This is a genomic window from Tatumella morbirosei (genome assembly GCF_000757425.2).
Lineage (GTDB): Bacteria > Pseudomonadota > Gammaproteobacteria > Enterobacterales > Enterobacteriaceae > Tatumella > Tatumella morbirosei.
On record NZ_JPKR02000005.1, the window covers coordinates 554,479 to 579,446 of the forward strand.

Below are 24,968 nucleotides of genomic sequence, written 5' to 3' on the forward strand. Positions count from 1 at the left end.
CAGATCATGACTAACGCTGAAAATAAATACATTGTTGCACTGGACCAGGGAACCACCAGCTCACGAGCGGTGGTACTGGACCACGATGCGAATATTATCGCGGTTTCACAACGTGAATTTACCCAACATTATCCTAAAACAGGTTGGGTTGAGCATGACCCGATGGATATCTGGGCAACCCAGAGTTCAACTCTGGTAGAAGTACTGGCACATGCCGATATTCGTTCTGACCAGATTGCGGCGATTGGTATTACAAACCAGCGTGAAACCACCATCGTCTGGGATAAGAAAACCGGCAAACCCGTGTACAACGCTATTGTGTGGCAGGATCCTCGTACCGCTGACTATTGCTCAAAACTGAAAAAAGAAGGTCTTGAGGAATATATTCAGCAAACTACCGGACTGGTCATTAACCCATACTTCTCCGGGACCAAAATCAAATGGATTCTGGACAATGTGGAAGGCGCCCGTGAACGCGCCAAGCGTGGGGAACTGTTGTTTGGTACTGTCGACACCTGGCTGGTCTGGAAAATGACTCAGGGACGTGTGCATGTCACCGACTTCACCAATGCTTCACGTACCATGATATTTGATATTCACAAACTGCAGTGGGATGACCGTATGCTGGACATCCTTGATATCCCTCGTGAGATGTTGCCGGAAGTTAAAGCATCTTCAGAAGTCTACGGCCAGACGAACATCGGTGGTAAAGGCGGGACCCGTATACCGATCGCAGGGATCGCCGGAGATCAGCAGGCGGCATTATATGGTCAGCTCTGCGTACAGCCCGGTATGGCGAAGAATACTTATGGTACCGGCTGCTTTATGTTAATGAATACCGGTACTGAGGCGGTAGCCTCTACCCATGGTCTGCTGACCACTATCGCCTGTGGCCCACGAGGTGAAGTTAACTACGCCCTGGAAGGCGCCGTCTTCATCGGTGGTGCGTCAATTCAATGGCTGCGCGATGAGATGAAACTGTTCTCAGAAGCACTGGACTCTGAATATTTCGCGACCAAAGTGAAGGATTCTAACGGTGTCTATATGGTACCGGCATTTACCGGTCTGGGAGCCCCGTACTGGGACCCCTATGCCCGCGGAGCAATCTTTGGTCTGACCCGGGGTACCAACGCAAACCATATTATCCGTGCCACCCTGGAATCCATTGCCTACCAGACCCGTGATGTGCTGGAAGCTATGCAGAATGATGCGAATACTCGTTTGCAGTCATTACGGGTAGATGGCGGTGCTGTGGCGAATAATTTTCTGATGCAGTTCCAGTCAGATATTCTTGGCGCCCGGGTTGAGCGTCCGGAGGTTCGTGAAGTGACTGCCCTCGGAGCAGCCTATCTTGCCGGTCTGGCGGTTGGGTTCTGGAAAGATCTGGAAGAAGTCCGTTCGAAATCAGTTATCGAACGCGAGTTCCGTCCGTCAATCGAAACGACCGAACGTAACTTCCGGTATGCCGGTTGGAAAAAAGCCGTATCCCGCGCCCTGCGCTGGGAAGATGAACACGAACAATAATCCATCTCCTCTGCCCGCTCGCTGGCGGGCAGAGTCCAATTTCTGAACGCCCGCGTTGTGTTACACTAGCCTCCCTTTTCTTCCCGGTAAGACAGACAATGAAACGAGAACTTGCCCTCGAATTTTCACGGGTGACCGAAGCAGCAGCACTGGCCGGACATGCCTGGCTTGGACGCGGTGATAAAAACCTGGCCGACGGCGCAGCAGTCAATGCAATGCGGGTATTGCTCAATACTCTGGATATTCGTGGTCGGATTGTAATTGGTGAAGGTGAGATTGATGAAGCCCCGATGCTTTATATCGGAGAGCAGGTTGGCAGTGGGCAGGGTGATGAAGTCGATATCGCCGTCGACCCGATTGAAGGCACACGTATGACCGCAATGGGGCAATCTAACGCACTAACAGTGATGGCCGTCGGGAATAAAGGCAGCTTTCTGCACGCTCCGGATATGTATATGGAAAAACTGGTTACAGGCCCGCAAGCCCGGGGATGCATCGACCTGGATCAGCCACTGGAAGCCAATCTGCAGTCTGTTAGCCGGGCTCTGGATAAGCCGCTGTCTGAACTCACCGTGGCTGTGTTAGCCAAACCCCGGCATAACCCGGTCATCACACAACTTCATAAAGCCGGTATCAAAGTCTATGCATTCCCTGATGGTGATGTGGCTGCATCTATCCTGACCTGCATGTCAGACAGCGAAGTCGATGTGATGTATGGTATTGGCGGCGCACCGGAAGGCGTCATTTCTGCCGCAGTCATCCGTGCGCTGGGGGGAGATATGCAGGCTCGCTTACTGCCAAGACATCAGGTCAAAGAAGATTCGGCGGAAAATCGCAGCCTTGGTGAACAAGAGATCGCGCGTTGTACAGAGATGGGAATTACCCCTGGTGAACGGCTCACTCTGCAGCAACTGGTCAGCGATGATGACGTCATTTTCTCCGCGACAGGAATCACTGATGGTGATTTACTCAAAGGAATTACCCGGAAAGGAAATATCGCCACCAGTGAGACGTTATTAATTCGCGGTAAAACGGGCACTGTCCGGCGGATCCAGTCGATTCATCGACTGGATCGTAAAACATCACTACAGTCCTAGCCAGCGACAATCTGGTGGTCACTTTCACGCTGTCTGGAAAGCGACCACCAGCACAGCAGCATAAGTAACGATGTCATAAACATCAGCATACCAAGGCTAAACTGATCGTTCTGCGGTAGTTTTGCTGATAACCAGGCCACGCCCCCGGATCCCAGATTTTGTAAGCCCCCAATCAATGCCCCGGCACTGCCTGCGACCCAGGCATAAGGCTCCATCGCGCCTGAAGTCGCCAGCGGGAACAACATCCCTGCACCGAAGAAATAGAGTGCCGCAGGAACCAGTAAAGTCCAGATATTCATCACATGGAACCAGCCAGGGATCCACATCAGTACCCCCGCCAATAAGCAGCTACAGACCCCAAGCCACATCAAACGATACCAGTCACCCTCACTACGGCGAACATACCAAGCCCCGAAAAAAGCTGCAGGAATTGGCAGGATAAATAATATACTGACGGTAAAACGACTCAGACCCAATACTCCCCCCATCAGTCCCCCACAACTGGCCTCAAACACAGCAATACCCGCCAGTGCACCAATTAATATCACCAGATAGCGAAGGAATGCAGCATCACGCAGCAGCAATGAATAACGGAATAAAAAAGGCCTTGGGACGAGAATTTCCGGCCGGGTTTCTGGTAACCGGCAGGCAATGACTACCATGACCAGCAGGCAAAGCACCAGTAGGAAAGCAAAACAGGCATGCCATCCCCAAAATTTTGTCAGTACCGCACCAATTACCGGTGCCAGCAAAGGACTAATCAGGATTCCCATGTTCAGCACGCTGTTCGCTTTACGCAACTGCCCACCGGAATAGATATCCCTGGGCAGCGTCCGCGCCATCACCCCGGCAACCCCTGTCCCCATCCCCTGGATGGCACAACCGATGACCAGTTGATTGATTGAACCTGCCAGCAATGCCGTCACTGCACCCACACTGAAGATCAGCAGGCCACCAAGGATGACCGGACGCCGGCCAATACTGTCTGAAAGCGGGCCATAAAATAGCTGAGAAAGACCATAGGTGATCAGATACGCCGCCATAATGCCCTGCACATTGCCGCCGGACACCTGTAACGATAGGGCAATATCACTCATCGCCGGCACATAAACCGTCTGAGCCATTTGCCCGACAGCGACCAATACTACTAACAACAACATTAACGGGGTGTGATTCAGATTCTTTTCCATTTTTGTAACAGTAAATTCTTATCCATGATGATTAAACAGCAGTACAGGCTGATCATATAAAAAAAAGCAGCCTAAAATACCATGATTCGCCTTTAAACAATCCCCTGCTAATGAGTGATTATCGGCCTGATTGTCAGGTTTTTTCGGCACAGGTGTACATTATTAGTGACAGTCCGTGATAATTAATGGCACGGGTTTGTCGATATGAGCTTAACCGCGGTCTGAAGGGTGGAAAATTAGTGCTTCACCAGAGATGATAATTCGATGTGCTACACTATTTTTAACTGAGGAGCTCACGATGGCCGATTGGTGTGAAGGTAAAGTCGTCGCAGTAACACACTGGACTGAGGCGCTTTTCAGCCTGTACGTCACTGCGCCGGTAAAACCATTTACCGCCGGGCAATTTGCAAAACTGTCACTGGAGATCAACGGAGAGCGGGTACAACGAGCCTACTCTTATGTCAATGCTCCTTCAGATAAAACCCTGGAGTTCTATCTGGTTAACGTTCCTGAAGGCAAGCTTAGCCCCTCTCTGCACCGGCTGTCGGCCGGGGACTCAATCAGGGTCACCGAAGAAGCTGCTGGTTTTTTTGTCTGTGACGAATTGCCTGACTGTGAAACGCTGTGGATGCTGTCAACGGGAACGGCAATCGGCCCGTATCTGTCCATCTTACAGCAGGGGGAAGGTCTGGAGAGATTTGAAAATATTGTACTGGTTCATGCCGCCCGCTATGCCGCAGACCTGAGTTACCTCCCACTGATGCAGCAACTTCAGCAGCAATTCAACGGAAAATTACGTATTCAAACCATCGTCAGCCGGGAGAAAAGTGAAGGCAGCCTGACAGGCCGAATCCCCGGGTTGATTGAAAACGGTATGCTTGAACAAGCCACAGGTCTGACAATGTCTGCGGACAACAGCCATATTATGCTGTGCGGTAACCCGCAAATGGTCAGAGACACCCAACAGCTACTTAAACTCACCCGCAACATGAATAAACATCTGCGTCGTAAACCGGGACATATCACCAGCGAGCATTACTGGTAATATCTGTGCCGGAAGTTATGATCACTGCCTTAATTAAGGCAGGCTGTCATCATCTCTGCCGAAAAATTAGGTAAGATATATGTCAGTCGTCAACTCAGGGATACCGGAATGAAACACAGGATAAGTCGTTGGTTAACCTGCTGTATGCTGTTAACAGCAGGTGGTGTTGTATTTGCCGATCCACCGACCGCTCCAAAGCTTGCTCCTTACGTTCAACCAGGTGCACCGGTTTTCAGCGAGACCATCCCGCAGTTCCGGGAAAAATTCAACAGTATGAATCCGGGCACGCCGTTACCGGAATACCGTACGGTAGATACCGGCCAGGTACAGAATATGGTTGTACTGGCGGTCAGTAAAATTAACGACTCATTTTATTCATCAACCGCACTCGAACCCGGCACAGGGAAGATAAAATCTCTGCAAATGACCTGGGTTTCTCCCCAGGGGACCGGTGAAAAACAGTCCAGAGATCTGGCATTCCGTTACATGACCGCATTGATCCGTTATTTCTCACCGCAACTTACTGAACAAACCAGTCACCTAAAGCTCGAATCTCTGTTAAAGGCCGCTAAAGTAAACATCCCCTATTTTGATGCCGAAGGCGCACTGCGTTATGTCATCTCAGACCAGGGAGAGAAAGGTATTACTCTCGCCATCGAACCTGTCAGGCTGATACTGAATAACTCGTGAACAACTGACGTTTTATGACGAAAAACAAAGCAGTGATTTGCATTGATCTTTATAATGCTTCACAGACACTATTGCCCGCCGGCAGTAGTCTTTTATGAATCGCGTAATGCGGAGGATATGATGCGACATCCATTAGTTATGGGTAACTGGAAGCTGAATGGTAGTAAACATATGACTGACGAGCTGATTGCCGGTCTGCGTAAAGCATTATCAGGTGTGGACGGTTGTGGTGTGGCTATTGCCCCGCCCGTGGTTTATCTCGACCAGGCTAAGCATGCCGTTTCTGGCAGTCATATCGCTCTCGGTGCGCAGAACGTTGACATTAACCTCTCTGGTGCATTTACCGGTGAAGTTTCTGCGGAAATGCTGAAGGATATTGGTGCCAAATATATCATTATCGGACACTCCGAACGTCGTACTTACCACAAAGAAAGCGATGAACTGATCGCAAAAAAATTCGCCGTCCTTAAAGACGCAGGTCTGACGCCGGTACTCTGTATTGGTGAAACCGAAGCAGAAAACGAAGCCGGGAAAACCGAAGAAGTCTGCGCACGTCAGATTGATGCGGTACTGAATACTCAGGGAGCTGAAGCGTTTAAAGATACCGTCATTGCCTATGAGCCCGTCTGGGCTATCGGTACCGGTAAGTCAGCTACGCCGGCACAGGCCCAGGCTGTGCATAAATTCATCCGTCAGCATATCGCTAAAAAAGACCCAGCGATTGCTGAGCAGGTGATCATTCAGTACGGCGGTTCTGTTAATGATAAAAATGCGGCCGAGCTCTTCACTCAGCCGGATATTGATGGTGCGCTGGTCGGTGGTGCATCACTGAAAGCTGATGCTTTCGCGGTAATTGTTAATGCTGCTGCGGCGGCAAAAAAAGCCGGTTAATATTTATCTTTCAACGGCGCACCAGCGCCGTTGTCTGTTTTAGTATGCCGCACTGATGATCCTGTAACTCTTCCGCTGACCCCATGTTTCCTTTAAGCAGCTGTTTTTTTATGGCCAGTAATACCAGTCTCCCATCAGGCAGGGCTGTCAGCGCCAGACCATAATCCCCCATCTGCCCGGCAGCTCCCGGGATTTCCTGCGCAATACGCACAAATACACTCTGCTGTTCCAGTTCAGCAGGCGTCAGGACCCTGAGCAGATAAGGATGTGAGCGCAGGGTCAGGGATTGCCACTTTTCTGTCAGTCCCGGGTCCAACTCTTTCAGTCGTTGGCGTATATCCGCACGCAGACAGGACATATGAATATGCAGCTGATTTTGTGTCCTCCCTGACTCTGAGTTAATCGTCATCGCCAGATCACTGTCACGTACTGGCGAATGATTTTTATCGGAGAGCAAATGGCGTTCATTCCAGGCAAGGGCAAAAAAGTTAGGGGTGTGTTTTTCCAGTAATAGTGGGCTTTCGATACCGGTAATCTTACTGACAGGCATCAGCAGATATTGTAATGGTCCGACCCTGTCTTTAAACAGAACATAGCCGGCAGATAAATCAACTTTTTCACAAGGCGCAGGCTGATGATTTTTTTCCATATCAGGAACACATTGCTGACTGATAAACTTCCATAAAACGTCAGAATGCTCTTCAAACCGATGTGCCACAAACAGTAAAGCTGCCATCAGAACAATCACCACTCCGATGGCCAGCCTTAGTTTTGCTTTTCCAGAAGATGTCATGAGCCCGGTCATTCCCGATTAATCCGGACTTCATATTACGTTAATCGGGCGGAAAGTCACCTGCGGTGAATTATGGCTTCATAATCTGGTCGTAAGTACCGCCGTCACTGAAGTGGGTCTTCTGAGCTGCCGTCCAGCCACCGAATTTACCATCCACAGTGAAGAGCTTAATTGGCTTAAATTCATTAGAGAATTCTTTCGCCACCGCCGGGTCACGTGGACGATAATAGTTTTCCGCGGCGATTTTCTGCCCTACAGGAGAATAGAGATATTTCAGATAATCTTCAGCCACTTTACGGGTTCCGCGCTCATCAACTACCTTATCAACCACAGCCACCGTCGGTTCAGCCAGGATAGACTCACTTGGGGTAATAATTTCAAACTGCTGGTCTTTTAACTTATTCTTTGCCAGATATGCCTCATTTTCCCAGGCAAGCAGCACGTCACCCAGTCCGCGTTCAGCAAAAGTGTTGGTTGCACCACGGGCGCCGGAATCCTGAACAGTGACATTTTTAAACAGTGCTTTCACAAACGCCTGAGCTTTCTCCTGCGAACCATTATTATGGTCCAGGGCATAACCCCAGGCAGCCAGATAGTTCCAGCGAGCACCCCCGGAAGTTTTAGGATTAGGAGTGATAATCGAAATGCCTGGTTTGATTAAATCATTCCAGTCATGAATATTCTTAGGGTTCCCTTTGCGTACCAGGAAAACAATGGTTGAGGTATAAGGGGCTGAGTTATCCGGTAACTTTTTGATCCAGCCCGGGTTAATTCTGCCGCTGTTAGCAATAGCATCAACATCAGATTGCAAAGCTAGTGTCACCACATCGGCTTTGATACCGTTGATTACCGAGGTTGCCTGTTTTCCGGAACCGCCATGCGACTGGCGAATCACCACATTGTCACCGGTTTCCTGCTTATAATGAGCACTAAATGCTTTGTTGTACTGTTCATAAAATTCTCTGGTCGGATCATAAGAGACATTCAATAACTGAATATCTTTCGCCAGTGTACTGCCGGATACCAAAAGTAACGCTAATCCCACATGCCACTTCTTCATTTTATGCCCCCCTGTTTTATATACCGGTAGGTTGGCACAATCATGGAAATAACTTAAAGAACTAAAAAGACATTTTTATATCACAATTGAATAAACAAGCAGCAGAAGCAGAAGCAGAAGCAGAAGCAGAAGCAGAAGCGACTGTCGGCGAAGAACCCGCCGACAGCAAAGATAATCAATACAATCTTTTCGCGGTGTCCAGCATATCCCGACGGAAAGGACGTTTCATATTTTCGATGGCATCAATAATATCATGGTGTACCATTTTTTCGTTCTGTACACCGACACAACGCCCACCATAACCCTGCAGCAGCAGGTCTATGGCATAGGTTCCCATCCGGAAGGCGAGAATACGATCATAGGCACATGGCGCCCCCCCCCTCTGGATATGCCCCAGAACGGTAGCGCGAGTTTCACGCCCGGTCTCTTTTTCAATATAGCGAGCCAGTTCACTGGCATCACAAATCAGCTCTGTTATCGCCACAATCGCGTGTTTTTTTCCTTTGGCGATACCGGCTTTAATTTCTGTCACCAGTTCTTCGCGGGTATATGGAATTTCCGGGACCACAAAAAATTCACATCCCCCTGCAATCGCTGCAGACAAAGTCAAATCACCACAATGGCGTCCCATAACTTCTACGATAGAGATTCGCTGATGAGAAGAAGAGGTATCACGCAGCCTGTCGATAGCTTCGACCACTGTCTCAAGTGCAGTGTGGTAACCGATAGTATAGTCAGTGCCGGCAACATCATTGTCGATGGTTCCGGGCAGCCCGATACAGGGAAAACCCATCTCTGTCAGCCGTTTTGCGCCCATATAGGAACCATCACCACCGATCACCACCAGCGCATCCAGACCGCGTTTCTTCATATTTTCAATAGCAATCTGGCGGGTTGATTCTTCACGGAATTCGGGAAAACGGGCAGAACCCAGAAAAGTCCCTCCCCGGTTGATCATATCAGAGACGCTATAACGGTCCAGGCTTACCATACGGTCTTCATACAGCCCCAGATAACCATCATAGATCCCAAAAACTTCCAGTCCTTCGCCCAGTCCAGTCCGGACCACGCCACGGATAGCCGCATTCATACCAGGGGAATCTCCACCGCTGGTTAATACACCAATTTTTTTGATCATGACAACCTCAGGATAATTTGACGCTAAGGGTTAATCTTTTCAGTTAACGCGACTGCTGTCTGTGCCGACGCCTGCAAATAAGAGCTTATCTTGCTTAATCATATACCAAATGCCTTTGGCAGGATTGATTTAGGTCACTCAACCCCGTGGTTGCGCAATAATAGCGGTTAAACACAACATTGAACATTTGATCCGCAGCCTAAAAGATAAAACGACCTCGTTTTTCTTCCGCCACAGAGGAACATGGGTCCTGATGAATAATCACATCAGCCCCGGGAAAGTGGGCTTTTAGTGCCTGTTCCAGCTGGTCTGCCCGTTCATGGGCAGTCATTAAAGGCAGGCTGTCATCCATTTCCAGGTGTAATTGAATAAACTTTGTCGGACCTGACTGACGGGTACGCAGATCATGTGCGCCACGCACTCCCTGCCATCCCGAAACAATGCTGATTATCTGCTGAATTTCGTTATCCGGCAATGCTCTGTCAAGTAATGCCTGAACAGCTTCATAGCCCATCCGCAGTGCACAGATCAGAATATAGATACCAATACCAAAGGCAAACAAGGCATCGGCAAATGTGAAACCATACCAGCTTAGTGCCAAAGCAATCAGGATGGCACCATTCATCAATACATCAGACTGGTAATGTAACATATCGGCACGGATTGCCTGGCTGTGCGTTTTTTTGACAACCTGACGCTGGAAATAGACCAGTAACAATGTCGAAACCAAAGCAATCAGCGTCACCACCATACCGACCAGCGGAGCACGAAAACTTCCGGGAGTAATCAAATGCTGAATACTGGTCAGAAACAGAAATAATGCTGAGCCACTAATAAACATACTTTGCGCCAGAGCCGCCAGTGACTCGGCTTTTCCGTGACCAAACGCATGATCGTCATCTGCCGGTTGCAGGGAATAGCGAACTACCAGCAAATTCGTTAACGATGCCCCTATATCCACTAACGAGTCTACCAGTGCAGCCAGTACACTGACCGAACCGGTATACCACCAGGCGATGATTTTGATAATCAACAGTAGTGATGCCAGAACGGTGGCCGCAATGGCAGCGGAGGTTACCAGATTCGCGTAATTCTTTTCCATCATTCACCCGACGTTTATCAACCCTCAGCAGAGAATAGTCTACTGCATCTGTACCGACGTTAAACCTGGGAATGACAGTAAAACCGTTGTAATGCCTTTTGGCCAACTGGCGGGTGTTAACCATTAGTTATAATTTAAGGTAAACACCGAACTGGCGTTCGCCTGACCTGCACTGACCTGGCTGGCTGTGCTGATATAGCGGGCATAAAAATTAAATGTGGCATTACCGTTTTCATCAGCGGTGACCGGCTTTGAAGCATCAGATAAACCGAGCCTACTCATATCGCTGTTCAGCAATTCTATCGCAACGTTTTTAGCTGTGTCTGTCCCACTATCAATGGCTAATAAATCACTGCTCCCGTCAGCCCCTTTGCCGGTAAAGATAATGCTGATGGCAACCGCCGGACAGCCTTCCAGCTGTATAGAAAACGGTTTTCCCGCCGAAACCTTGCCTGCTGCGCCGTTTAGCGTCTTTGCTGCCCAGTTGCCAAGGTCAACTGAGAAATTGTCACTGCCGGCAGAGGCTGCACAGGTCTGTTCTGTCACATTACCCTGCAAAACAACATTAACGGAAGCATTACCAGCAATTGGCATCAGCACACTAATCATAGCGATCAACAGCCCGGGTATATTACGTGTCAGCATGATTTTTACCCTCAATCCCAGGAGATATGCAGTAAGGCATTACTGGTAAAGCTCCCGGCTACCGGCTTTTCCCCGGTCACACTCACCGGCACGGCTTTAATCGCGACAGAAGCTTTTCCCTGGTTATCAAGCTTTACTGTATAACTGCTGGAGGACTGATTAGGCGTCAGCGGTTTCACCGTCGGATCATTTTCCCCTGCACTCAGCAGAAAACCAACATCCTGATTGGAAGATACCAGCATATTTCCGGATGCTTTATTGGTAGTCACCCGAAGTTTGGCCAGGGCAGCCTCCGGGGAACTACAAGATACGTTCAGGGTACGTTGCTGTACTGAGGTGCCGGAAGGCTTACCACCCGCACCTGCATTAAGAAATGCCGTCGATGAAATATCGCCAAAATCCATCACACTGTTATCTATACTCAGGTCGCAATTGGCCGGGACAGGGATCGGCGGGATATACCCGACGCTACACACACCACCTAATTCTGTATTAGCTGTAAGACCATTCCCACGTTCATATTTCCACACGCAAGCCTGGACCTGAAAACCGGGTCGATTCAGTGACGCGGTATTTTGGATAGTTTTACCTACCAGTTTCTTAATCTCTGATACCCCTCTGGCATTAGTGAAGTTTTTTACCGTATCATATACCTGTATAAAGTAAGGATTATAATCTGTACCATCATCTTTTTTGACCATAAGCTGGATTGATAATCCGCATTGAGTCCCGATCAGGCACATACGCCTTAGCGGATAGTCTGTAGATGCCGCAGCAGAATCAATAACAATACCATTCGGGCCAAAATACCATGAAAAATCGTCAACTCTTAGATCACTACTGACCGCAGGTTTAATACATAAGACAGACACAAGAATAACAAGAAAATATTTTAATCTCTTCATCATAACCTCGTAATATTATTTATCACAGCTGATGTTTCGGCGGATAATCTTCTGACGCATTTCCTGTTCCGACAGAGAATAGTTTACTGAGCAGCTCTCATTTTTATTTCCCCCCCATTTGATATTTAATTTTCCCCGTTCTTTAAGGCCACTAAGATAGACCTGCCCATTGTCGCTGATGATCCCTGAGGCCTGACCATCAACCTCTGTTACCATCGAACCAAACGGAATTGGGGTGTTATCATTTTTTCGTAAATTAAATAAGGCCCTATAACCCCGGGAAGTTTTAAAGTCTGCCCTGACAATAGCGCCTTTGGTTGGCACTACATTACGTACGTTATCCTGAATATCGGTGTAATCATCCAGAGAGTTTAAATCAAGCGCGATACGATTATTGCGATAAGCCGTCGCATAAGGCTGATAGGTATAACCTCTGGTGTCGGTTTTTACCCCGGTCTGGTTTTGTACCTTAGTCCCACCTGAGCCGACAGCCTTAATTAATACATTTGTGGTACCCAGTGGCTGACCAAAGGTTATTCCATTACTGTGAATAATTACCCCACCGGAAACGCCATAGTTCAGACTATGGTAAGTATTGCTATAGTTATAACCCAGGTTAGAAATACCGTAAGTACCACGGTAAGCGGTATTCAGTGATCCTGTATTGCCGTTTTGTCCGCTACGCCCTTGGGTAATGCTATAACTCAGATTACGGTCATCCAGAGCCGTGCCACTCAACCCTGAATTCCATACCGTCCCACCACTGGTGCTTTGGTTAGCACTGAAAGTGGCAAACATACTGTCTGTCGGTCGGGATTTATAGGAATTTCCCCCGTTAAACATCGACAGAGGAACCGAAAGGTTAAATGACAGCATACGCTCACCGGTCCCTCTGTCGCGCATTTGATTATAAGACCACGCGAATGTATAAGACATTCCTTTCCAGCCAGAAGTATACCCCGCCTGATAATAACGATCTTTTGCTCCGGTATTCCAGTAAGTTTGTTCAGACCCTGTCAGATAGACTGAACCGAAGTCACCTAACCGCTGATTGATATTTAATCTGACATTCCCTTTTCGGGTATTTTTAAATTATAATAACCTATTGGCGTGTTATTTATCCCTCCCTGTTCATCTGGTAAGGAATCATAGTCATAACCGGACATCCGCTTATAGGTTGAATCACTTAATGTATAAAATCCCCGGGTAGAATAACGATACCCAAGTAAACGAACGGTAGTACCAAAGCTTTCGAGTGATTTTGCGTATAAAAATCGCAACGACTGCCCGCTCTTATGGCTTCCGTCGTTCAGGGTCGCATTTGACTGAGTAAAATCAAAGGATGTGGCCCCCCATTCTCCGATGTTGATACCCAATCCAAGTGCGTAAGACTGATAATCATTACTTATCTGGCTTCCGCCATAAAAAGTAAAACCACGGGAAAGGCCATATAACAATGTCCCCTGCCCATAAAAGGGATTTCCCTGGTCATTAATACCGCTACGAAAACGCCCGACTACGAAATCATATTTCGCACGACCTTCGCGCTGTAATACCGGCACGGTTGAGTAGGGTTGCACATAACGTTGAACAGAACCATCTTTCTCTTCGACCATGATTTCCAGATCACCATTGGTCATCTGAGGATTGATATCTTTTAACTCAAACGGCCCCGGAGGTACATAGGTCTGATAAACAGTATAACCATTTTGTCTGACAACCACTTTAGCATTGGTTTTTGCAACACCACGTACCGTGGGTGCATACCCTTGCAGTGAATCCGGATACATATTGTCTGAAGAATACAACCGAACCCCCCGGAAGGAGTTACTGTCGAACACATCATTCCCGGAATCACTGTCGCCCGCGACCAGTTGCCCTTTTAACGGGATAATATCCCGCTCCAGATAACTGTTAATGTTGTTCCATTGAGACTTACTGTCATAAGACGATGTGGAACGACTCCATGAACCATTATTTCTGAAACGCCAGGCACCAAGGTTAGCGCCACTCATCAGACTCAGGAAATATGAGTCACCATAGGTGCTTCGATCACCATTAAAATTATAGTTAAATAATAGTCCATTGATTCCTTCATCCCACTGTTCCGGGGGTATATAACCTTTTTCTGTCCCTTTAAGAAACGCCTGCGGGATGTTTACGTTTAGCCTAAGTTTTTTAACGTCAAATTCGGTTGACGATGAAGGGACGACATTCGTAATGAACAGGCATTGTTTACCTGACATTCCCTTTTTCAATGACTCTTCGTCCACCATCGCACCAAACCGGCTCAGCCATGACTCATCCAGACAAGGTAATAATCCTTTATTTTTCTTGCTGTTTTCTGCAGATGATGCATCCGGATAAACAAAATTAATATCCCGGGTCATCACAAAGTCTTCATTGAGAAAAATATCAACCTTATAGACTCCCGGGGGAACAGAAGAGCCCGAATCAATAAAACGGGTAAGATCAGCAACCGCACCGGGTTCTTCACTCAAAAACCGTGTATTAAAATAAGATTCAGCATCACTGAACACAGGAGCAGCCAGTAACATGGCCGTAATGATATTAACTCCGGTCTTTATTTTCCGAAGTTTACTACTTTTAAGTATTTTCATTATCAATACTCTGGCTAGCACTTAGCGGCGTTTATTTTCCCTGTGTTGCTGTGACCTGCGGAGTTACAGCACCAAAATCACTGATTGCGCTAAACTTCACTACGCCAGATACTCCGGAAGGAAGATTCACTGTCGTACTCTCCTTCGGAGAAGCCATAATTGCATCAATACTTTTCCCACCCACAGTAATGTTTACCATGTTAACAAAATAGGGTGTCGGATTATTGATAATGAGTTTATTACCCTGAATGACATAAGTTATTTTACCCGGAGCCTGGGAAGAAGCCATCGTCAGTTTAGACGGGCGCACAAATATTTTAATTCGGGTAAGAATCGCCAACTGTAACACATTTTTACTGTCTACATTCTCCTTATCCACCTCAGGAATTGCTTTGACATTTAGCCAGTATACAGATTCTCTGTCTTTCGGAAGCGTGTCGTTGGTACTAATAATCCGGAGGGTGTTTTCACTCTTTTTATCAATCACAAATAAGGGTGGAGTGATAATAAAATCAGAGGTTTTCTTTTGATTCTTATCTTCCGTCCAGGACTGGACCAGATAGCGACTTTTCAGATCACTATTGACAATAGCCAAAGATGTCTGTTTATCAGACTGATCATAAATTACCCGTGTAGCACCTAAAGAAACACCTCCGCCAGCCATTGTAGTTGATGGTATTAATACCATAAGCAGATACAGACTTTTTAATACTCGTCTTAAGTTGACAGGGTTAATATTAATACTCATTATTTATTTCCTCCGGGGAGCGTCAGTTAATGACGGAGAAACCGGTGAATACCGGAATCCATGTCATCTTTCTATGTGATATAAAACGAAAGCTGAAAGTAAAATTATCCGGGCATAAACCCGCCCGGACAATGTGCTGACTAGCATTCTGATATCAGGTAGTTATTCCGTTTGCTCCCTGACACGAAGAAAGCTGTCAGAATTAGTTGTACTGCATGGTAAAGACAGCATCAGCATTTGCCTGACCCGGAGTAGGCTCTGCTGAGGTGGCTTTGTAGCGCGCGGCAAAATTCAGGGTGTTAGTCCCGTCAATCAGGCTGTGTCCCTTGCTGAAGGTTGCGCCATCAGGAGTCATCACTGAAGAGTCTTCATCCAGAATTTCAATTCCGACACCCGTGGCGGTAGCCTCATTACTACCTGAATTTATTGCCAGTAATGTGTCATCTGAAGCCTCAGTCTGTCCGGAGAAAGCGACTTTAGCCGTTGATGCTACTGTGCTATCACAATCATTCAGGACAATTTTAAACGGAATAGTTGCGCTGGTATCGCCGACGCTCTGGAAAGAAGCCGTACGATATTGTCCAAGATTTACGGTCTGATTAGCAGATTCTGTACTCACCGCACAGGCTGCATTCACCAGGCTTCCATTAAAGTGAACCACACCGCCCTGAACTGTCACTGTCGATCCACCATCGTCCGGAGGTGTTGGGTCATCTCCTTCTGCCTGGACACTGGCTGCAGCCAGCAGAGAAGCAGATGTCAGCATTGCTAAGATAATTTTATTCAGTTTCATTATATAAGTTCCTGGTGTTCATTAAATAAATTAACAATTAATATTCATGAGTAATCTTATGTCAGACGATTGCAACTAGAATAAAGAGAACAATACAACTGACTGTTACCTGAGTTCTGACATCACAGCTCTATCCATTTAAGACACTAAACATTCATAAATGATGAATACTTAGGTGATGAAACATTAACCCAGCAACTAACACAATGTTAAGTGGTTAGTTACTTTCATCCTCTGATGTCGTAGAAAATAATAAATTAGGAATATTTCATAATATAATCAATTCTTATCACTTTTTATTATTTTAGATAAAACGCATCCAAAACAATATGTTAAAAAAATAATTGAGATGTAAAATGACATCAATTGATGAAACAGAGATTCTAAGTTAGACTTAATCTCAGAATAAATCACCTTGCAATGGCATCACACATGAAAGAACATGCTAATTATTATTGCATTGCCAATAAAATCATTTATGACACAGGACTTCAGACACTCAATGACCTCAGTATGACGACCACTACAAGATTACTAACCTCAGCTGCTGCATGTTTTACCTGTTTACTTGAAGAGAAAGGAAGAGTTGTCAGTCGGAAAGCATTAATGCATGTAGGCTGGGAAAGAAACGGGTTTATCGTTACTACAAACACTTTTAACCAAAATATCTTATTAATAAGAAAGGCTATTGCAAAAATCACTGAAGAACCTGTTCTGAAAACCATCTTCAGACAAGGAATTACTATCCCTGATGAAGTGAGTGTAATTTCTTTCCAAACTAAAGAATCCCTGAATAGTTACATCAATAATTATTTTAAGACTGTCACCGGAGTCATTACTCCTCTCACAGAAAAAAGTGATAGCAATATTGTGAGTTTAGAATCCGACGTTCCCGAAGTGACAGCAGCAAAAGAAATATCAGAGACACTGGCACTCAACTGTGAGGATGATACTCAAGCGATACTGACTACGGATAATCAGTCATCCTTCAAAAATAAATTATCCGGGAATTTATTGACTAATATCATTGTTATCTTGGTCATATTAATAGCAGCTCTTTTATTCCCAACCTTTGAAATATTCAATGACTATAAGAATAGTAATGCGAAAAATTACCTTCCTCTTGTTCACTATAAAAAAACAACCAGTTTCGATGGTCTCGCAGTCTATCTTGAAGATGATAAATGCCCGACAGACTATGCGTTACCATTCCTTGAAAAATATAGTGATGATTTTAAGAATACTCAGGCTAAAAATCTCTATGTGAATTGTGAAAAGAATATCAACCGGATATCAGTATTCCTCTGCAATAAGGATGTTAATGATCCTACAGCTGAGTGCTCATTTTTTTACTATTTATAGGATGCCGCATGAATACTAAAATGATGTCAATAGGGATAGCGATACTTCTGCTCACTCTGTCCGGTATGTTTTATATCATCAATAAAAACAGGTCAGATGACAGTGCTATCGACTGCTCAGGCCAAATCACCGTCACCAATAACAATAGTAAGCTGACGATGAATGTCCTTTTCTTTATTGATGACAATGTGAGCACAATTTATCTGAAGGGAGTCCTGAATCGCAACGGTAAATCCTTTATCCTGAACCGGAGTATCTATGCCAATGTCACCAGTAATAACAACCACTACCGGTTTATCACACAAAAAATATCTAACGCACAGGAGTCACCTTCCAGCGCGCAGGAATTTTCCGATATGTTGCCAAAATACCTGCAATCGGTGAACGCACCACAGGACTTTTTTATCTATAAAATCAATGCGTCCAGATATGTATTCACCAACGGTTATATTCCGTCACTATATTGTAAAAAAATCAACTGATGCCCGGGCTACACCAGTCACGATGAATACAATAAAGTAAGAAAACCAACGCATATTTATAGAGTTACAGTCTCAAAAGCCCGCAATTCTCCCACTGATGAGTGTTTACTCACTATGTGTATTGCAGGGTTAACATTAAATCCTGAAGCAAAGGCAGGATGGTTAAAGGGGTACTAAATTTCAGGCAAAAAAACCCCTCATTACTGAGGGGGAAGACAGGGATGGTGTCTATGGCAAGGAAAAAGGGATACTACATACTGTTGGTACTGCCTTACGGTAATCAGCCTCGCTGCTTACGGTAACCTGCTGACGCTACGTATATTTTCCATACGTAACTCAAAATTCTTCTGTAAAACAGCCTTTTGGTCAGCTGTTAACAGGTTGTACATCTGATGACGAACTTTCGACATTTCAACTTGTTCACTGGCATGAATCTCAGCCATTTTTTCAACCTGGGCCCGAACCGCTGATTCGTTAAAATCTTTCGCTGTTTCAAGGTCATGCATTTTTTCGATATCCGAAAAAGTCATCCCGGACCTTACGTGACGCGCCTGATACATTAAATCCCGCATTTGCTGGCGCTGCTGTTCAGATAATTCGATACCATCAAACATATGATTTTGTGAATTCTGCGCCATACTATCTGCTGCCACCGGGATTTTCTGTTCCATCTTATCTTCCATCATCCCGTCACATTTTGCAGAAACCTGACCTGCAAAGACCAGCGACGAAAGTGCGATGACGATAATATGGCGCATCCTTGACTCCGGGATTGTTAAACGTTTCTCGACTCAACGGAAACCAGTGTAATCCAGTGGCTGCAAACATCCGTCAGGGGGTGTAAAACTACGTAAAGTGACAACCGGATAACCATGGAACACGGTATTTTTCCTGCGGAGGAAAACATAATGAATAAAATATTGCTGGTTGATGACGATCGTGAACTGACTTCTTTATTGAAAGAATTACTTGAGATGGAAGGGTTTGAGATCGTTGTAGCAGACGACGGCGAACAGGCACTTAGTTTACTGGACAGTTCAATAGATCTGCTGTTGCTGGATGTCATGATGCCAAAGAAAAATGGTATCGACACCCTGAAAGAGTTGCGCCAGCAACACCAGACTCCGGTCATTATGCTTACGGCCCGTGGCAGCGAGTTAGACCGTGTTCTCGGTCTGGAATTGGGTGCTGACGACTACCTGCCGAAACCCTTTAATGATCGTGAACTGGTCGCCAGAATTCGCGCAATTCTGCGTCGTTCAAACTGGAGTGAACAGCAACATACTGACACGGCCTCATCCTCATTACAGGTCGACCATCTGAAACTGAATCCGGGCCGACAGGAAGCCAGCTTCGATAATGAAGTGCTGGAACTGACAGGCACAGAATTTACTTTGCTCTACCTGCTAGCCCAGCATCTGGGACAGGTCGTTTCCAGAGAGCATCTGAGCCAGGAAGTCCTCGGGAAACGTCTCACCCCGTTTGATCGGGCCATTGATATGCATATTTCAAATCTGCGCCGTAAACTTCCTGAACGTCGCGATGGACACCCGTGGTTTAAGACCTTACGTGGCAGAGGCTATCTGATGGTTTCGGCTTCATGATAAGCAGTTTAACCACCCGTATCTTTGCTATTTTCTGGCTGACACTGGCTCTGGTATTGATGCTGGTATTAATGGTACCAAAGCTTGATTCACGGCAAATGACATCATTACTGGAAAGTGAACAACGCCAGGGGATAATGATTGAACAGCACGTGGAAGCCGAACTGGCCCAGGACCCGCCAAACGATCTTATGTGGTGGCGGCGGTTGTACCGGGCCATCGATAAATGGGCCCCGCCAGGGCAGCATTTGCTGCTGGTCACCTCAGAAGGTCGGGTGATTGGCGCCCGCCATAATGAAATGCAGATTATTCGTAATTTCATCGGACAATCTGATAATTCCGATCATCCGCAAAAGAAAACCTATGGCCGTATAGAAATGATCGGCCCGTTCTCTGTCGCGGATGGTGAAGATAACTACCAACTGTACATGATCCGTCCTGCGACCAGTTCGCAGCTGGATTTTATTAATCTGTTATTTGACCGGCCGCTACTGTTGTTGATTGTCACCATGTTGATAAGCTCCCCCTTACTGTTATGGCTGGCATGGAGCCTGGCAAAACCGGCCCGTAAATTAAAACAAGCGGCTGATGAGGTTGCCAGTGGTAATTTACGACAGCATCCTGATCTTGAGTCCGGTCCACAGGAATTTCTGGCCGCCGGGGCCAGCTTTAATCAGATGGTCAGTGCGTTGGAACGAATGATGACAGCACAACAACGTCTTCTGTCAGATATCAGTCATGAATTGCGTACCCCTCTGACACGCCTGCAACTGGCTACCGCCTTACTACGGCGACGTGGGGGGAGAGTAAAGAGCTGAGCAGAATAGAGACAGAAGCGCAGAGGCTAGACGGGATGATCAATGATTTACTGGTATTGTCCCGCACCCAGCACAATAATGCGCTGGTGAGTGAAGCGATGAAAGCTAATCACCTGTGGAATGGCGTTCTGGAAGATGCAAAATTTGAAGCTGAGCAGATGGGGAAAAAGATGGAAGTCCCCTATCCGCCAGGACCGTGGCCATTATATGGTAACCCACACGCTCTGGAGAGTGCGCTGGAAAACATTATTCGTAATGCTTTACGCTATTCTCACTCGAATATCAGCGTCAGCTTTTCAGTTGACAGAGAAGGCATTACTATCCATGTGGATGATGATGGCCCCGGAGTCAGCCCGGAAGACAGGGAACAGATTTTCCGGCCATTTTATCGTACCGATGAAGCGCGTGATCGTGAGTCCGGCGGTACGGGTCTTGGGCTGGCGATAGTGGATACGGCGCTACAGCAACATCACGGTTGGGTTAAAGCTGATGACAGTCCGCTGGGAGGATTACGTCTGACTATCTGGCTTCCGTTATACTCTACAAGGTAATAATTTGATATTCTGCGGCTCTCGTCAGCGGGAGCCAATATGATCAATATCGTTTTATTTGAACCTGAAATTCCACCTAACACCGGTAATATCATCCGACTGTGTGCTAATACCGGTTTTTCCTTACATATTATCGAACCACTGGGATTTGCCTGGGATGATAAGCGGCTACGTCGTGCCGGGCTGGACTATCACGAATTTACGTCTGTCCGCCGGCATGCCAGTTACCAGGCATTTATCGACAGTGAGCAGCCTGCTCGCTTGTTCGCGCTCACCACTAAAGGGACTCCGGCGCACAGTGCGGTAGCATGGCAGGCAGGTGATTATCTGATGTTTGGACCGGAGAGTCGCGGCATACCCACAGACATTCTGGATAGTTTACCGCCCATGCAAAAAATACGCATCCCGATGGTACCGGAAAGCCGAAGTATGAATCTGTCTAATTCGGTTGCCGTGGTGATTTATGAAGCCTGGCGCCAACTTGGCTACGAAGGGGCTCTGGTCCGATAAACCGTGAGATGGTCGGGGGGAAGACTTCCCCCGGAACTTTTAAATCCCGTCGCCAAATTCAAATCCGGCAATGACACCATTGAAATGCTGATCCATATCCATTGAAGGTTTTTCGCTGGTCGGACGGCCAACGATCCGCGCCGGAACACCCGCGACTGTGGTATGCGGAGGAACGGGTTGCAGAACGACAGAACCGGCACCGATTTTAGCCCCCCGGCCAACCTCAATATTACCTAATACTTTCGCTCCGGCCCCAATCATAACGCCTTCCCGTATTTTAGGATGACGATCACCACAGGTTTTCCCCGTACCGCCCAGTGTGACGGATTGCAGGATAGAGACATCATTCTCGATCACTGCCGTCTCACCAACAACAATGCCCGTTGCATGATCCAGCATGATACCGCAGCCAATGGTGGCTGCCGGATGAATATCAACACCGAAAGAGACAGAAATTTCATTTTGCAGATAGACAGCCAGAGACCGACGTCCCTCTTTCCAAAGCCAGTTGCCGATACGATAGGCCTGCAGCGCATGGAAACCTTTCAGATACAGTAATGGTGTTGAATATTTATCTACTGCAGGATCTCGCTGACTCACCGCAGTAATATCCCTGGCCGCAAACCGAATCATCGCCGGATCTTTACGGTAGGCTTCTTCAACAATTTCACGAATGGCAATTGCTGGCATAATCGGATTTGCAAGTTTATTGGCCAGCATATAACTCAGAGCACTACCGAGATCTTCATGTTTAAGCAGTGTCGCATGAAAAAAACTGGCCAGCATTGGCTCACCTTCAGCCAGACTTCTGGCTTCAGCAATAATACTCTCCCAGATTTGTGCTAATTCTTCAGACGACATGACTACACTCCCGATAAAAAAGCGCCCTGTCAGGCGCCTGTATAAGCTTCATGGCTGGTAAAACAAAGATAAATTCAGAGAGCCTCTTTTTCATCTTTCCTTTCACGCCCCAGCAGTGAAAGTGCGGCCTCTTTGGCCGGTTTTCCGCAATAGAGTACCTGAAAAATCTGTTCAGTAATTGGCATTTCGACACCGGCTCTGGCGGCTAATGCTTTCACTTCTTTGGTATTACGATAGCCTTCTACTACCTGACCAATACTTTTTTCTGCATCAGTCACACTATTACCCTTGCCCAGCAACATACCAAAACGACGATTACGTGACTGATTATCAGTACAGGTCAGCACTAAATCCCCCAGCCCAGCCATTCCCATAAATGTGGCAGGATCGGCACCCAACGCAGCGCCCAGTCGACTCATCTCAGCCAGTCCCCGGGTGATCAATGCCGTTCTGGCATTCGCACCAAAGCCAATACCATCCGAGATTCCGGCACCAATCGCAATTACATTTTTGACCGCCCCCCCCAACTGGACGCCGATCAGATCATGATTACTGTAGACCCGAAAGCTCTTACCACAATGCAGCTTATGTTGCAGTGCCTCTGCAAATACCGGTTCAGTCGAGGCGAGGGCAATGGCTGTTGGCATACCTGCAGCCAGTTCTTTGGCGAAGGTTGGCCCCGAAATCACGGCCAAAGGGATGCTATCGCCGAGGATCTCTCTGGCGACATCCTGCAGCAGTCTTCCGGTTTCACGTTCCAGACCCTTCGTTGCCCATACCAGCCGGGAATCAGCTTCCAGGCAAGGTTTAATCTGACTAAGTACGTCACCAAACACATGACTTGGTACTACGACCAGAATGTCCTGGCTGGCAGCTATAGCATCAGTGAGACAGGGTTCAATCACCAGATTTTCGGGGAAAGGTACGTCAGGCAAAAATTCCGTATTACAACGGTCAGCCTGTAATCGTTGGAGATGTTGAGGGTTATGCCCCCACAAAACGACCGGATGACCATTACGAGCCAGCGTAATGGCCAAAGCGGTGCCGTAAGAACCGGCACCGATCACACTGACAGAATGGCTACGGCTATTCATCAGGCTTCCTGTGAAGCACTACCTTCTTGTTCCTGCAGGTAGTTCATGAATAAGGCATCAAAATTGACCGGAGCCAGGTTCAGCTGCGGGAATGTACCGCGTGAAACCAGACCAGAAATACACTCACGTGCGTAAGGGAACAGGATGTTCGGGCAGTATGCACCCAGACAATGCGCCAGTTGGGTCCCTTCAATTCCGGCAATGGTAAAGATACCTGCCTGCTGAACTTCACACAGGAACGCTGTATCTTCGCCGACAGTCGCGGTAACGGTAACACGCAGCACGACTTCAAAAATACCGTCTGCCAGTTGTGAGGATGCGGTGTCCAGGTCCAGCTTAACTTCAGGTTCCCACTCTTTCTGGAATACCTGAGGGGCATTTGGTGCTTCAAAAGAGATGTCTTTTGTATAAACACGTTGGATCTGGAAAGTCATTTCACTGTTATTTTGTTCTGACATGGTACTTGGTCCTGTTAAGTTGAAATTTGTTTCACCCGGGTTTCAGGCTTGCAATAAAGGGTCCAGACCTTGTTGTGCCTCAAGAGCATACAGGTCATCACAACCACCAATATGTTTTCCGTCAATGAAGATCTGAGGTACCGTTGTACGACCGCTACGTTCGATCATACCCGCGCGCTTTTCAGCATCACCATCAATAGCAATCTCATTAAACGCTGCACCTTTTTGTTGTAACAGCGCTTTCGCACGGTGACAAAACGGACAGGTCTGCTTAGTGTAAATATCGATTGTTGGCATTGTCAGCACCTCTGATAAATTATTTACCACGAACCAGCGGGAGGTTTTCACCACTCCAGCCACTGATACCGTCTTTTAATACTGAAACATTAACAAATCCTGCGGCAGACAACTGGCTGGCGGCTTCACCGGCTGACTGTCCGGTCGCACAGACAACAATCACCGGCTGAGTTTTAAATTTTTCAATTTCAGCCAGATTGCCTTTTTTTGATATCAGCTGCGGTCAGATTTACCGCGCCAGAAATATGACCTTTTCGATAATCATCACGGGATCGCACATCAACAACCACGGCATCCTGTTTGTTAATCAGGTGAGTCGCTTCGCCACGACTGACAGTTTTAACTTTAGAAAACAGCCCCTTAAAAGTAGTAACAATCACCAGCACCAATAAAACAACCCAGGCCAGACACAGGACCAGGTGATTGCGCGCAAATTCCATATAATCTTGCATGAGGGGTAACAACTCCAGACCGGACAAAAATAAGATAATATAAGGGTTCTGAGTATACCTGCGCAGCCTGGCATGTACAGACACTAAACACCTGAAGGCGTGATTTATCCGTCATTTTACCAGGCAAATGCCAGATTCCGACACTCTTCCCTTACCTGTTGTCTGATTATGCCATTAATGCCTCATACAAACTATAAATCCCTGCTGCTATGCTGGAAAGCAACCATGCATCGTGAA

The 24,968-nt window shown here is 46.9% G+C and carries 25 protein-coding genes and 2 pseudogenes; 10 read left to right on the top strand and 17 right to left on the bottom strand.

Going from position 1 to position 24,968, the window contains the following annotated elements; genetic code table 11:
- The first annotated feature begins 6 nt into the window (after window positions 1-6).
- The gene (gene glpK / locus HA49_RS18035) at window positions 7-1,524 is read left to right on the top strand and encodes a glycerol kinase GlpK (RefSeq protein WP_038015925.1); all 1,518 of its coding nucleotides are present in this window, start codon (window positions 7-9) and stop codon (window positions 1,522-1,524) included.
- A gap of 98 nt (window positions 1,525-1,622) precedes the next feature.
- A complete protein-coding gene (gene glpX, locus HA49_RS18040) occupies window positions 1,623-2,621 on the top strand; it encodes a class II fructose-bisphosphatase (RefSeq protein WP_038015928.1) in 999 nt (332 codons plus the stop codon).
- On the opposite strand, the gene emrD is transcribed toward glpX, so the two are convergent.
- Window positions 2,618-3,811, bottom strand: a complete 1,194-nt coding sequence (emrD, locus tag HA49_RS18045) for a multidrug efflux MFS transporter EmrD (protein ID WP_038015931.1) — start codon at window positions 3,809-3,811, stop codon at window positions 2,618-2,620. The two genes, glpX and emrD, sit on opposite strands and share 4 nt — an antisense overlap.
- Window positions 3,812-4,109: 298 nt before the next feature.
- Between emrD and fpr the strand changes: the two genes are divergently transcribed.
- The 3 genes from fpr to tpiA all read left to right on the top strand — a co-directional run bounded on the left by fpr (window position 4,110) and on the right by tpiA (window position 6,437).
- Window positions 4,110-4,856: a ferredoxin--NADP(+) reductase gene (gene fpr, locus HA49_RS18050; protein ID WP_038015934.1), complete on the top strand. Its 747-nt coding sequence runs from the start codon at window positions 4,110-4,112 to the stop codon at window positions 4,854-4,856.
- A 108-nt stretch (window positions 4,857-4,964) separates the two neighbouring features.
- The gene (locus HA49_RS18055) at window positions 4,965-5,546 is read left to right on the top strand and encodes a DUF1454 family protein (RefSeq protein WP_038015936.1); all 582 of its coding nucleotides are present in this window, start codon (window positions 4,965-4,967) and stop codon (window positions 5,544-5,546) included.
- A gap of 120 nt (window positions 5,547-5,666) precedes the next feature.
- Window positions 5,667-6,437, top strand: coding sequence for a triose-phosphate isomerase (tpiA, locus tag HA49_RS18060; RefSeq protein WP_038015940.1), 771 nt, complete (start codon window positions 5,667-5,669; stop codon window positions 6,435-6,437).
- A gap of 10 nt (window positions 6,438-6,447) precedes the next feature.
- Here tpiA and HA49_RS18065 read toward each other — a convergent pair whose 3' ends face one another.
- The 10 genes from HA49_RS18065 to fimA form a co-directional block, all read right to left on the bottom strand.
- On the bottom strand, window positions 6,448-7,230 hold the full coding sequence (locus tag HA49_RS18065; RefSeq protein ID WP_038016134.1) for a CDP-diacylglycerol diphosphatase: 783 nt from the start codon (window positions 7,228-7,230) through the stop codon (window positions 6,448-6,450).
- A 70-nt stretch (window positions 7,231-7,300) separates the two neighbouring features.
- The gene (locus tag HA49_RS18070; protein ID WP_038015943.1) at window positions 7,301-8,290 is read right to left on the bottom strand and encodes a sulfate ABC transporter substrate-binding protein; all 990 of its coding nucleotides are present in this window, start codon (window positions 8,288-8,290) and stop codon (window positions 7,301-7,303) included.
- A 175-nt stretch (window positions 8,291-8,465) separates the two neighbouring features.
- The gene (gene pfkA / locus HA49_RS18075; protein WP_038015946.1) at window positions 8,466-9,428 is read right to left on the bottom strand and encodes a 6-phosphofructokinase; all 963 of its coding nucleotides are present in this window, start codon (window positions 9,426-9,428) and stop codon (window positions 8,466-8,468) included.
- Window positions 9,429-9,627: 199 nt separating this feature from the next.
- Entirely contained in the window at window positions 9,628-10,530 is a 903-nt protein-coding gene (gene fieF / locus HA49_RS18080; protein ID WP_038016135.1) for a CDF family cation-efflux transporter FieF, read from the bottom strand.
- Between the two features lie 123 nt (window positions 10,531-10,653).
- A complete protein-coding gene (locus HA49_RS18085; RefSeq protein ID WP_038015949.1) occupies window positions 10,654-11,175 on the bottom strand; it encodes a fimbrial protein in 522 nt (173 codons plus the stop codon).
- 11 nt (window positions 11,176-11,186) lie between these two features.
- Window positions 11,187-12,047, bottom strand: a complete 861-nt coding sequence (locus tag HA49_RS20690) for a fimbrial protein (RefSeq protein ID WP_169748787.1) — start codon at window positions 12,045-12,047, stop codon at window positions 11,187-11,189.
- Window positions 12,048-12,095: 48 nt separating this feature from the next.
- Window positions 12,096-13,136 (bottom strand): fimbria/pilus outer membrane usher protein, encoded by a 1,041-nt coding sequence (locus tag HA49_RS21890; RefSeq protein WP_245610250.1) that lies wholly within the window; start codon window positions 13,134-13,136, stop codon window positions 12,096-12,098.
- A 2-nt stretch (window positions 13,137-13,138) separates the two neighbouring features.
- Window positions 13,139-14,701, bottom strand: coding sequence for a fimbria/pilus outer membrane usher protein (locus HA49_RS21895; RefSeq protein ID WP_245610235.1), 1,563 nt, complete (start codon window positions 14,699-14,701; stop codon window positions 13,139-13,141).
- A 31-nt stretch (window positions 14,702-14,732) separates the two neighbouring features.
- Entirely contained in the window at window positions 14,733-15,449 is a 717-nt protein-coding gene (locus tag HA49_RS18100; protein ID WP_052752549.1) for a fimbria/pilus periplasmic chaperone, read from the bottom strand.
- A gap of 202 nt (window positions 15,450-15,651) precedes the next feature.
- Window positions 15,652-16,242 carry a type 1 fimbrial major subunit FimA gene (gene fimA / locus HA49_RS18105; protein WP_038015951.1) on the bottom strand — a complete coding sequence of 197 codons (591 nt, stop codon included), beginning with the start codon at window positions 16,240-16,242 and terminating at the stop codon, window positions 15,652-15,654.
- A 432-nt stretch (window positions 16,243-16,674) separates the two neighbouring features.
- Between fimA and HA49_RS18110 the strand changes: the two genes are divergently transcribed.
- Entirely contained in the window at window positions 16,675-17,604 is a 930-nt protein-coding gene (locus tag HA49_RS18110; RefSeq protein WP_038015954.1) for a winged helix-turn-helix domain-containing protein, read from the top strand.
- Between the two features lie 8 nt (window positions 17,605-17,612).
- Window positions 17,613-18,086, top strand: a complete 474-nt coding sequence (locus HA49_RS18115) for a hypothetical protein (RefSeq protein ID WP_084706462.1) — start codon at window positions 17,613-17,615, stop codon at window positions 18,084-18,086.
- 293 nt (window positions 18,087-18,379) lie between these two features.
- On the opposite strand, the gene cpxP is transcribed toward HA49_RS18115, so the two are convergent.
- Window positions 18,380-18,844: a cell-envelope stress modulator CpxP gene (gene cpxP / locus HA49_RS18120; RefSeq protein WP_038015959.1), complete on the bottom strand. Its 465-nt coding sequence runs from the start codon at window positions 18,842-18,844 to the stop codon at window positions 18,380-18,382.
- Window positions 18,845-18,994: 150 nt separating this feature from the next.
- On the opposite strand from cpxP, the gene cpxR reads away from it, so the two are divergent.
- The 3 genes and pseudogenes from cpxR to trmL all read left to right on the top strand — a co-directional run bounded on the left by cpxR (window position 18,995) and on the right by trmL (window position 21,569).
- Window positions 18,995-19,690 carry an envelope stress response regulator transcription factor CpxR gene (gene cpxR / locus HA49_RS18125; RefSeq protein WP_038016140.1) on the top strand — a complete coding sequence of 232 codons (696 nt, stop codon included), beginning with the start codon at window positions 18,995-18,997 and terminating at the stop codon, window positions 19,688-19,690.
- A pseudogene (gene cpxA / locus HA49_RS18130) lies at window positions 19,687-21,059 on the top strand (envelope stress sensor histidine kinase CpxA). Before cpxR ends, cpxA begins: the two are co-directional and overlap by 4 nt.
- Window positions 21,060-21,098: 39 nt before the next feature.
- On the top strand, window positions 21,099-21,569 hold the full coding sequence (gene trmL, locus HA49_RS18135) for a tRNA (uridine(34)/cytosine(34)/5-carboxymethylaminomethyluridine(34)-2'-O)-methyltransferase TrmL (protein ID WP_038015965.1): 471 nt from the start codon (window positions 21,099-21,101) through the stop codon (window positions 21,567-21,569).
- A gap of 39 nt (window positions 21,570-21,608) precedes the next feature.
- Here the strand turns inward: trmL and cysE are convergent, their stop codons facing one another.
- The 5 genes and pseudogenes from cysE to HA49_RS18160 form a co-directional block, all read right to left on the bottom strand.
- Window positions 21,609-22,430, bottom strand: coding sequence for a serine O-acetyltransferase (cysE, locus tag HA49_RS18140; RefSeq protein WP_038015967.1), 822 nt, complete (start codon window positions 22,428-22,430; stop codon window positions 21,609-21,611).
- A 74-nt stretch (window positions 22,431-22,504) separates the two neighbouring features.
- A complete protein-coding gene (gene gpsA, locus HA49_RS18145) occupies window positions 22,505-23,524 on the bottom strand; it encodes an NAD(P)H-dependent glycerol-3-phosphate dehydrogenase (protein ID WP_038015970.1) in 1,020 nt (339 codons plus the stop codon).
- Window positions 23,524-23,982: a protein-export chaperone SecB gene (gene secB / locus HA49_RS18150; protein ID WP_038015971.1), complete on the bottom strand. Its 459-nt coding sequence runs from the start codon at window positions 23,980-23,982 to the stop codon at window positions 23,524-23,526. Before secB ends, gpsA begins: the two co-directional genes overlap by 1 nt.
- Window positions 23,983-24,024: 42 nt before the next feature.
- On the bottom strand, window positions 24,025-24,279 hold the full coding sequence (gene grxC, locus HA49_RS18155; RefSeq protein WP_038015974.1) for a glutaredoxin 3: 255 nt from the start codon (window positions 24,277-24,279) through the stop codon (window positions 24,025-24,027).
- A 19-nt stretch (window positions 24,280-24,298) separates the two neighbouring features.
- A pseudogene (locus tag HA49_RS18160) lies at window positions 24,299-24,731 on the bottom strand (rhodanese-like domain-containing protein).
- Window positions 24,732-24,968 lie beyond the last annotated feature (237 nt).

Coding starts and splice junctions, on each gene's coding strand:
- glpK (WP_038015925.1), top strand. CDS start 7: ATGACTAACGCTGAAAATAAATACATTGTTGCACTGGACCAGGGAACC.
- glpX (WP_038015928.1), top strand. CDS start 1,623: ATGAAACGAGAACTTGCCCTCGAATTTTCACGGGTGACCGAAGCAGCA.
- emrD (WP_038015931.1), bottom strand. CDS start 3,811: ATGGAAAAGAATCTGAATCACACCCCGTTAATGTTGTTGTTAGTAGTA.
- fpr (WP_038015934.1), top strand. CDS start 4,110: ATGGCCGATTGGTGTGAAGGTAAAGTCGTCGCAGTAACACACTGGACT.
- HA49_RS18055 (WP_038015936.1), top strand. CDS start 4,965: ATGAAACACAGGATAAGTCGTTGGTTAACCTGCTGTATGCTGTTAACA.
- tpiA (WP_038015940.1), top strand. CDS start 5,667: ATGCGACATCCATTAGTTATGGGTAACTGGAAGCTGAATGGTAGTAAA.
- HA49_RS18065 (WP_038016134.1), bottom strand. CDS start 7,230: ATGACATCTTCTGGAAAAGCAAAACTAAGGCTGGCCATCGGAGTGGTG.
- HA49_RS18070 (WP_038015943.1), bottom strand. CDS start 8,290: ATGAAGAAGTGGCATGTGGGATTAGCGTTACTTTTGGTATCCGGCAGT.
- pfkA (WP_038015946.1), bottom strand. CDS start 9,428: ATGATCAAAAAAATTGGTGTATTAACCAGCGGTGGAGATTCCCCTGGT.
- fieF (WP_038016135.1), bottom strand. CDS start 10,530: ATGGAAAAGAATTACGCGAATCTGGTAACCTCCGCTGCCATTGCGGCC.
- HA49_RS18085 (WP_038015949.1), bottom strand. CDS start 11,175: ATGCTGACACGTAATATACCCGGGCTGTTGATCGCTATGATTAGTGTG.
- HA49_RS21895 (WP_245610235.1), bottom strand. CDS start 14,701: ATGAAAATACTTAAAAGTAGTAAACTTCGGAAAATAAAGACCGGAGTT.
- HA49_RS18100 (WP_052752549.1), bottom strand. CDS start 15,449: ATGAGTATTAATATTAACCCTGTCAACTTAAGACGAGTATTAAAAAGT.
- fimA (WP_038015951.1), bottom strand. CDS start 16,242: ATGAAACTGAATAAAATTATCTTAGCAATGCTGACATCTGCTTCTCTG.
- HA49_RS18110 (WP_038015954.1), top strand. CDS start 16,675: ATGAAAGAACATGCTAATTATTATTGCATTGCCAATAAAATCATTTAT.
- HA49_RS18115 (WP_084706462.1), top strand. CDS start 17,613: ATGAATACTAAAATGATGTCAATAGGGATAGCGATACTTCTGCTCACT.
- cpxP (WP_038015959.1), bottom strand. CDS start 18,844: ATGCGCCATATTATCGTCATCGCACTTTCGTCGCTGGTCTTTGCAGGT.
- cpxR (WP_038016140.1), top strand. CDS start 18,995: ATGAATAAAATATTGCTGGTTGATGACGATCGTGAACTGACTTCTTTA.
- trmL (WP_038015965.1), top strand. CDS start 21,099: ATGATCAATATCGTTTTATTTGAACCTGAAATTCCACCTAACACCGGT.
- cysE (WP_038015967.1), bottom strand. CDS start 22,430: ATGTCGTCTGAAGAATTAGCACAAATCTGGGAGAGTATTATTGCTGAA.
- gpsA (WP_038015970.1), bottom strand. CDS start 23,524: ATGAATAGCCGTAGCCATTCTGTCAGTGTGATCGGTGCCGGTTCTTAC.
- secB (WP_038015971.1), bottom strand. CDS start 23,982: ATGTCAGAACAAAATAACAGTGAAATGACTTTCCAGATCCAACGTGTT.
- grxC (WP_038015974.1), bottom strand. CDS start 24,279: ATGCCAACAATCGATATTTACACTAAGCAGACCTGTCCGTTTTGTCAC.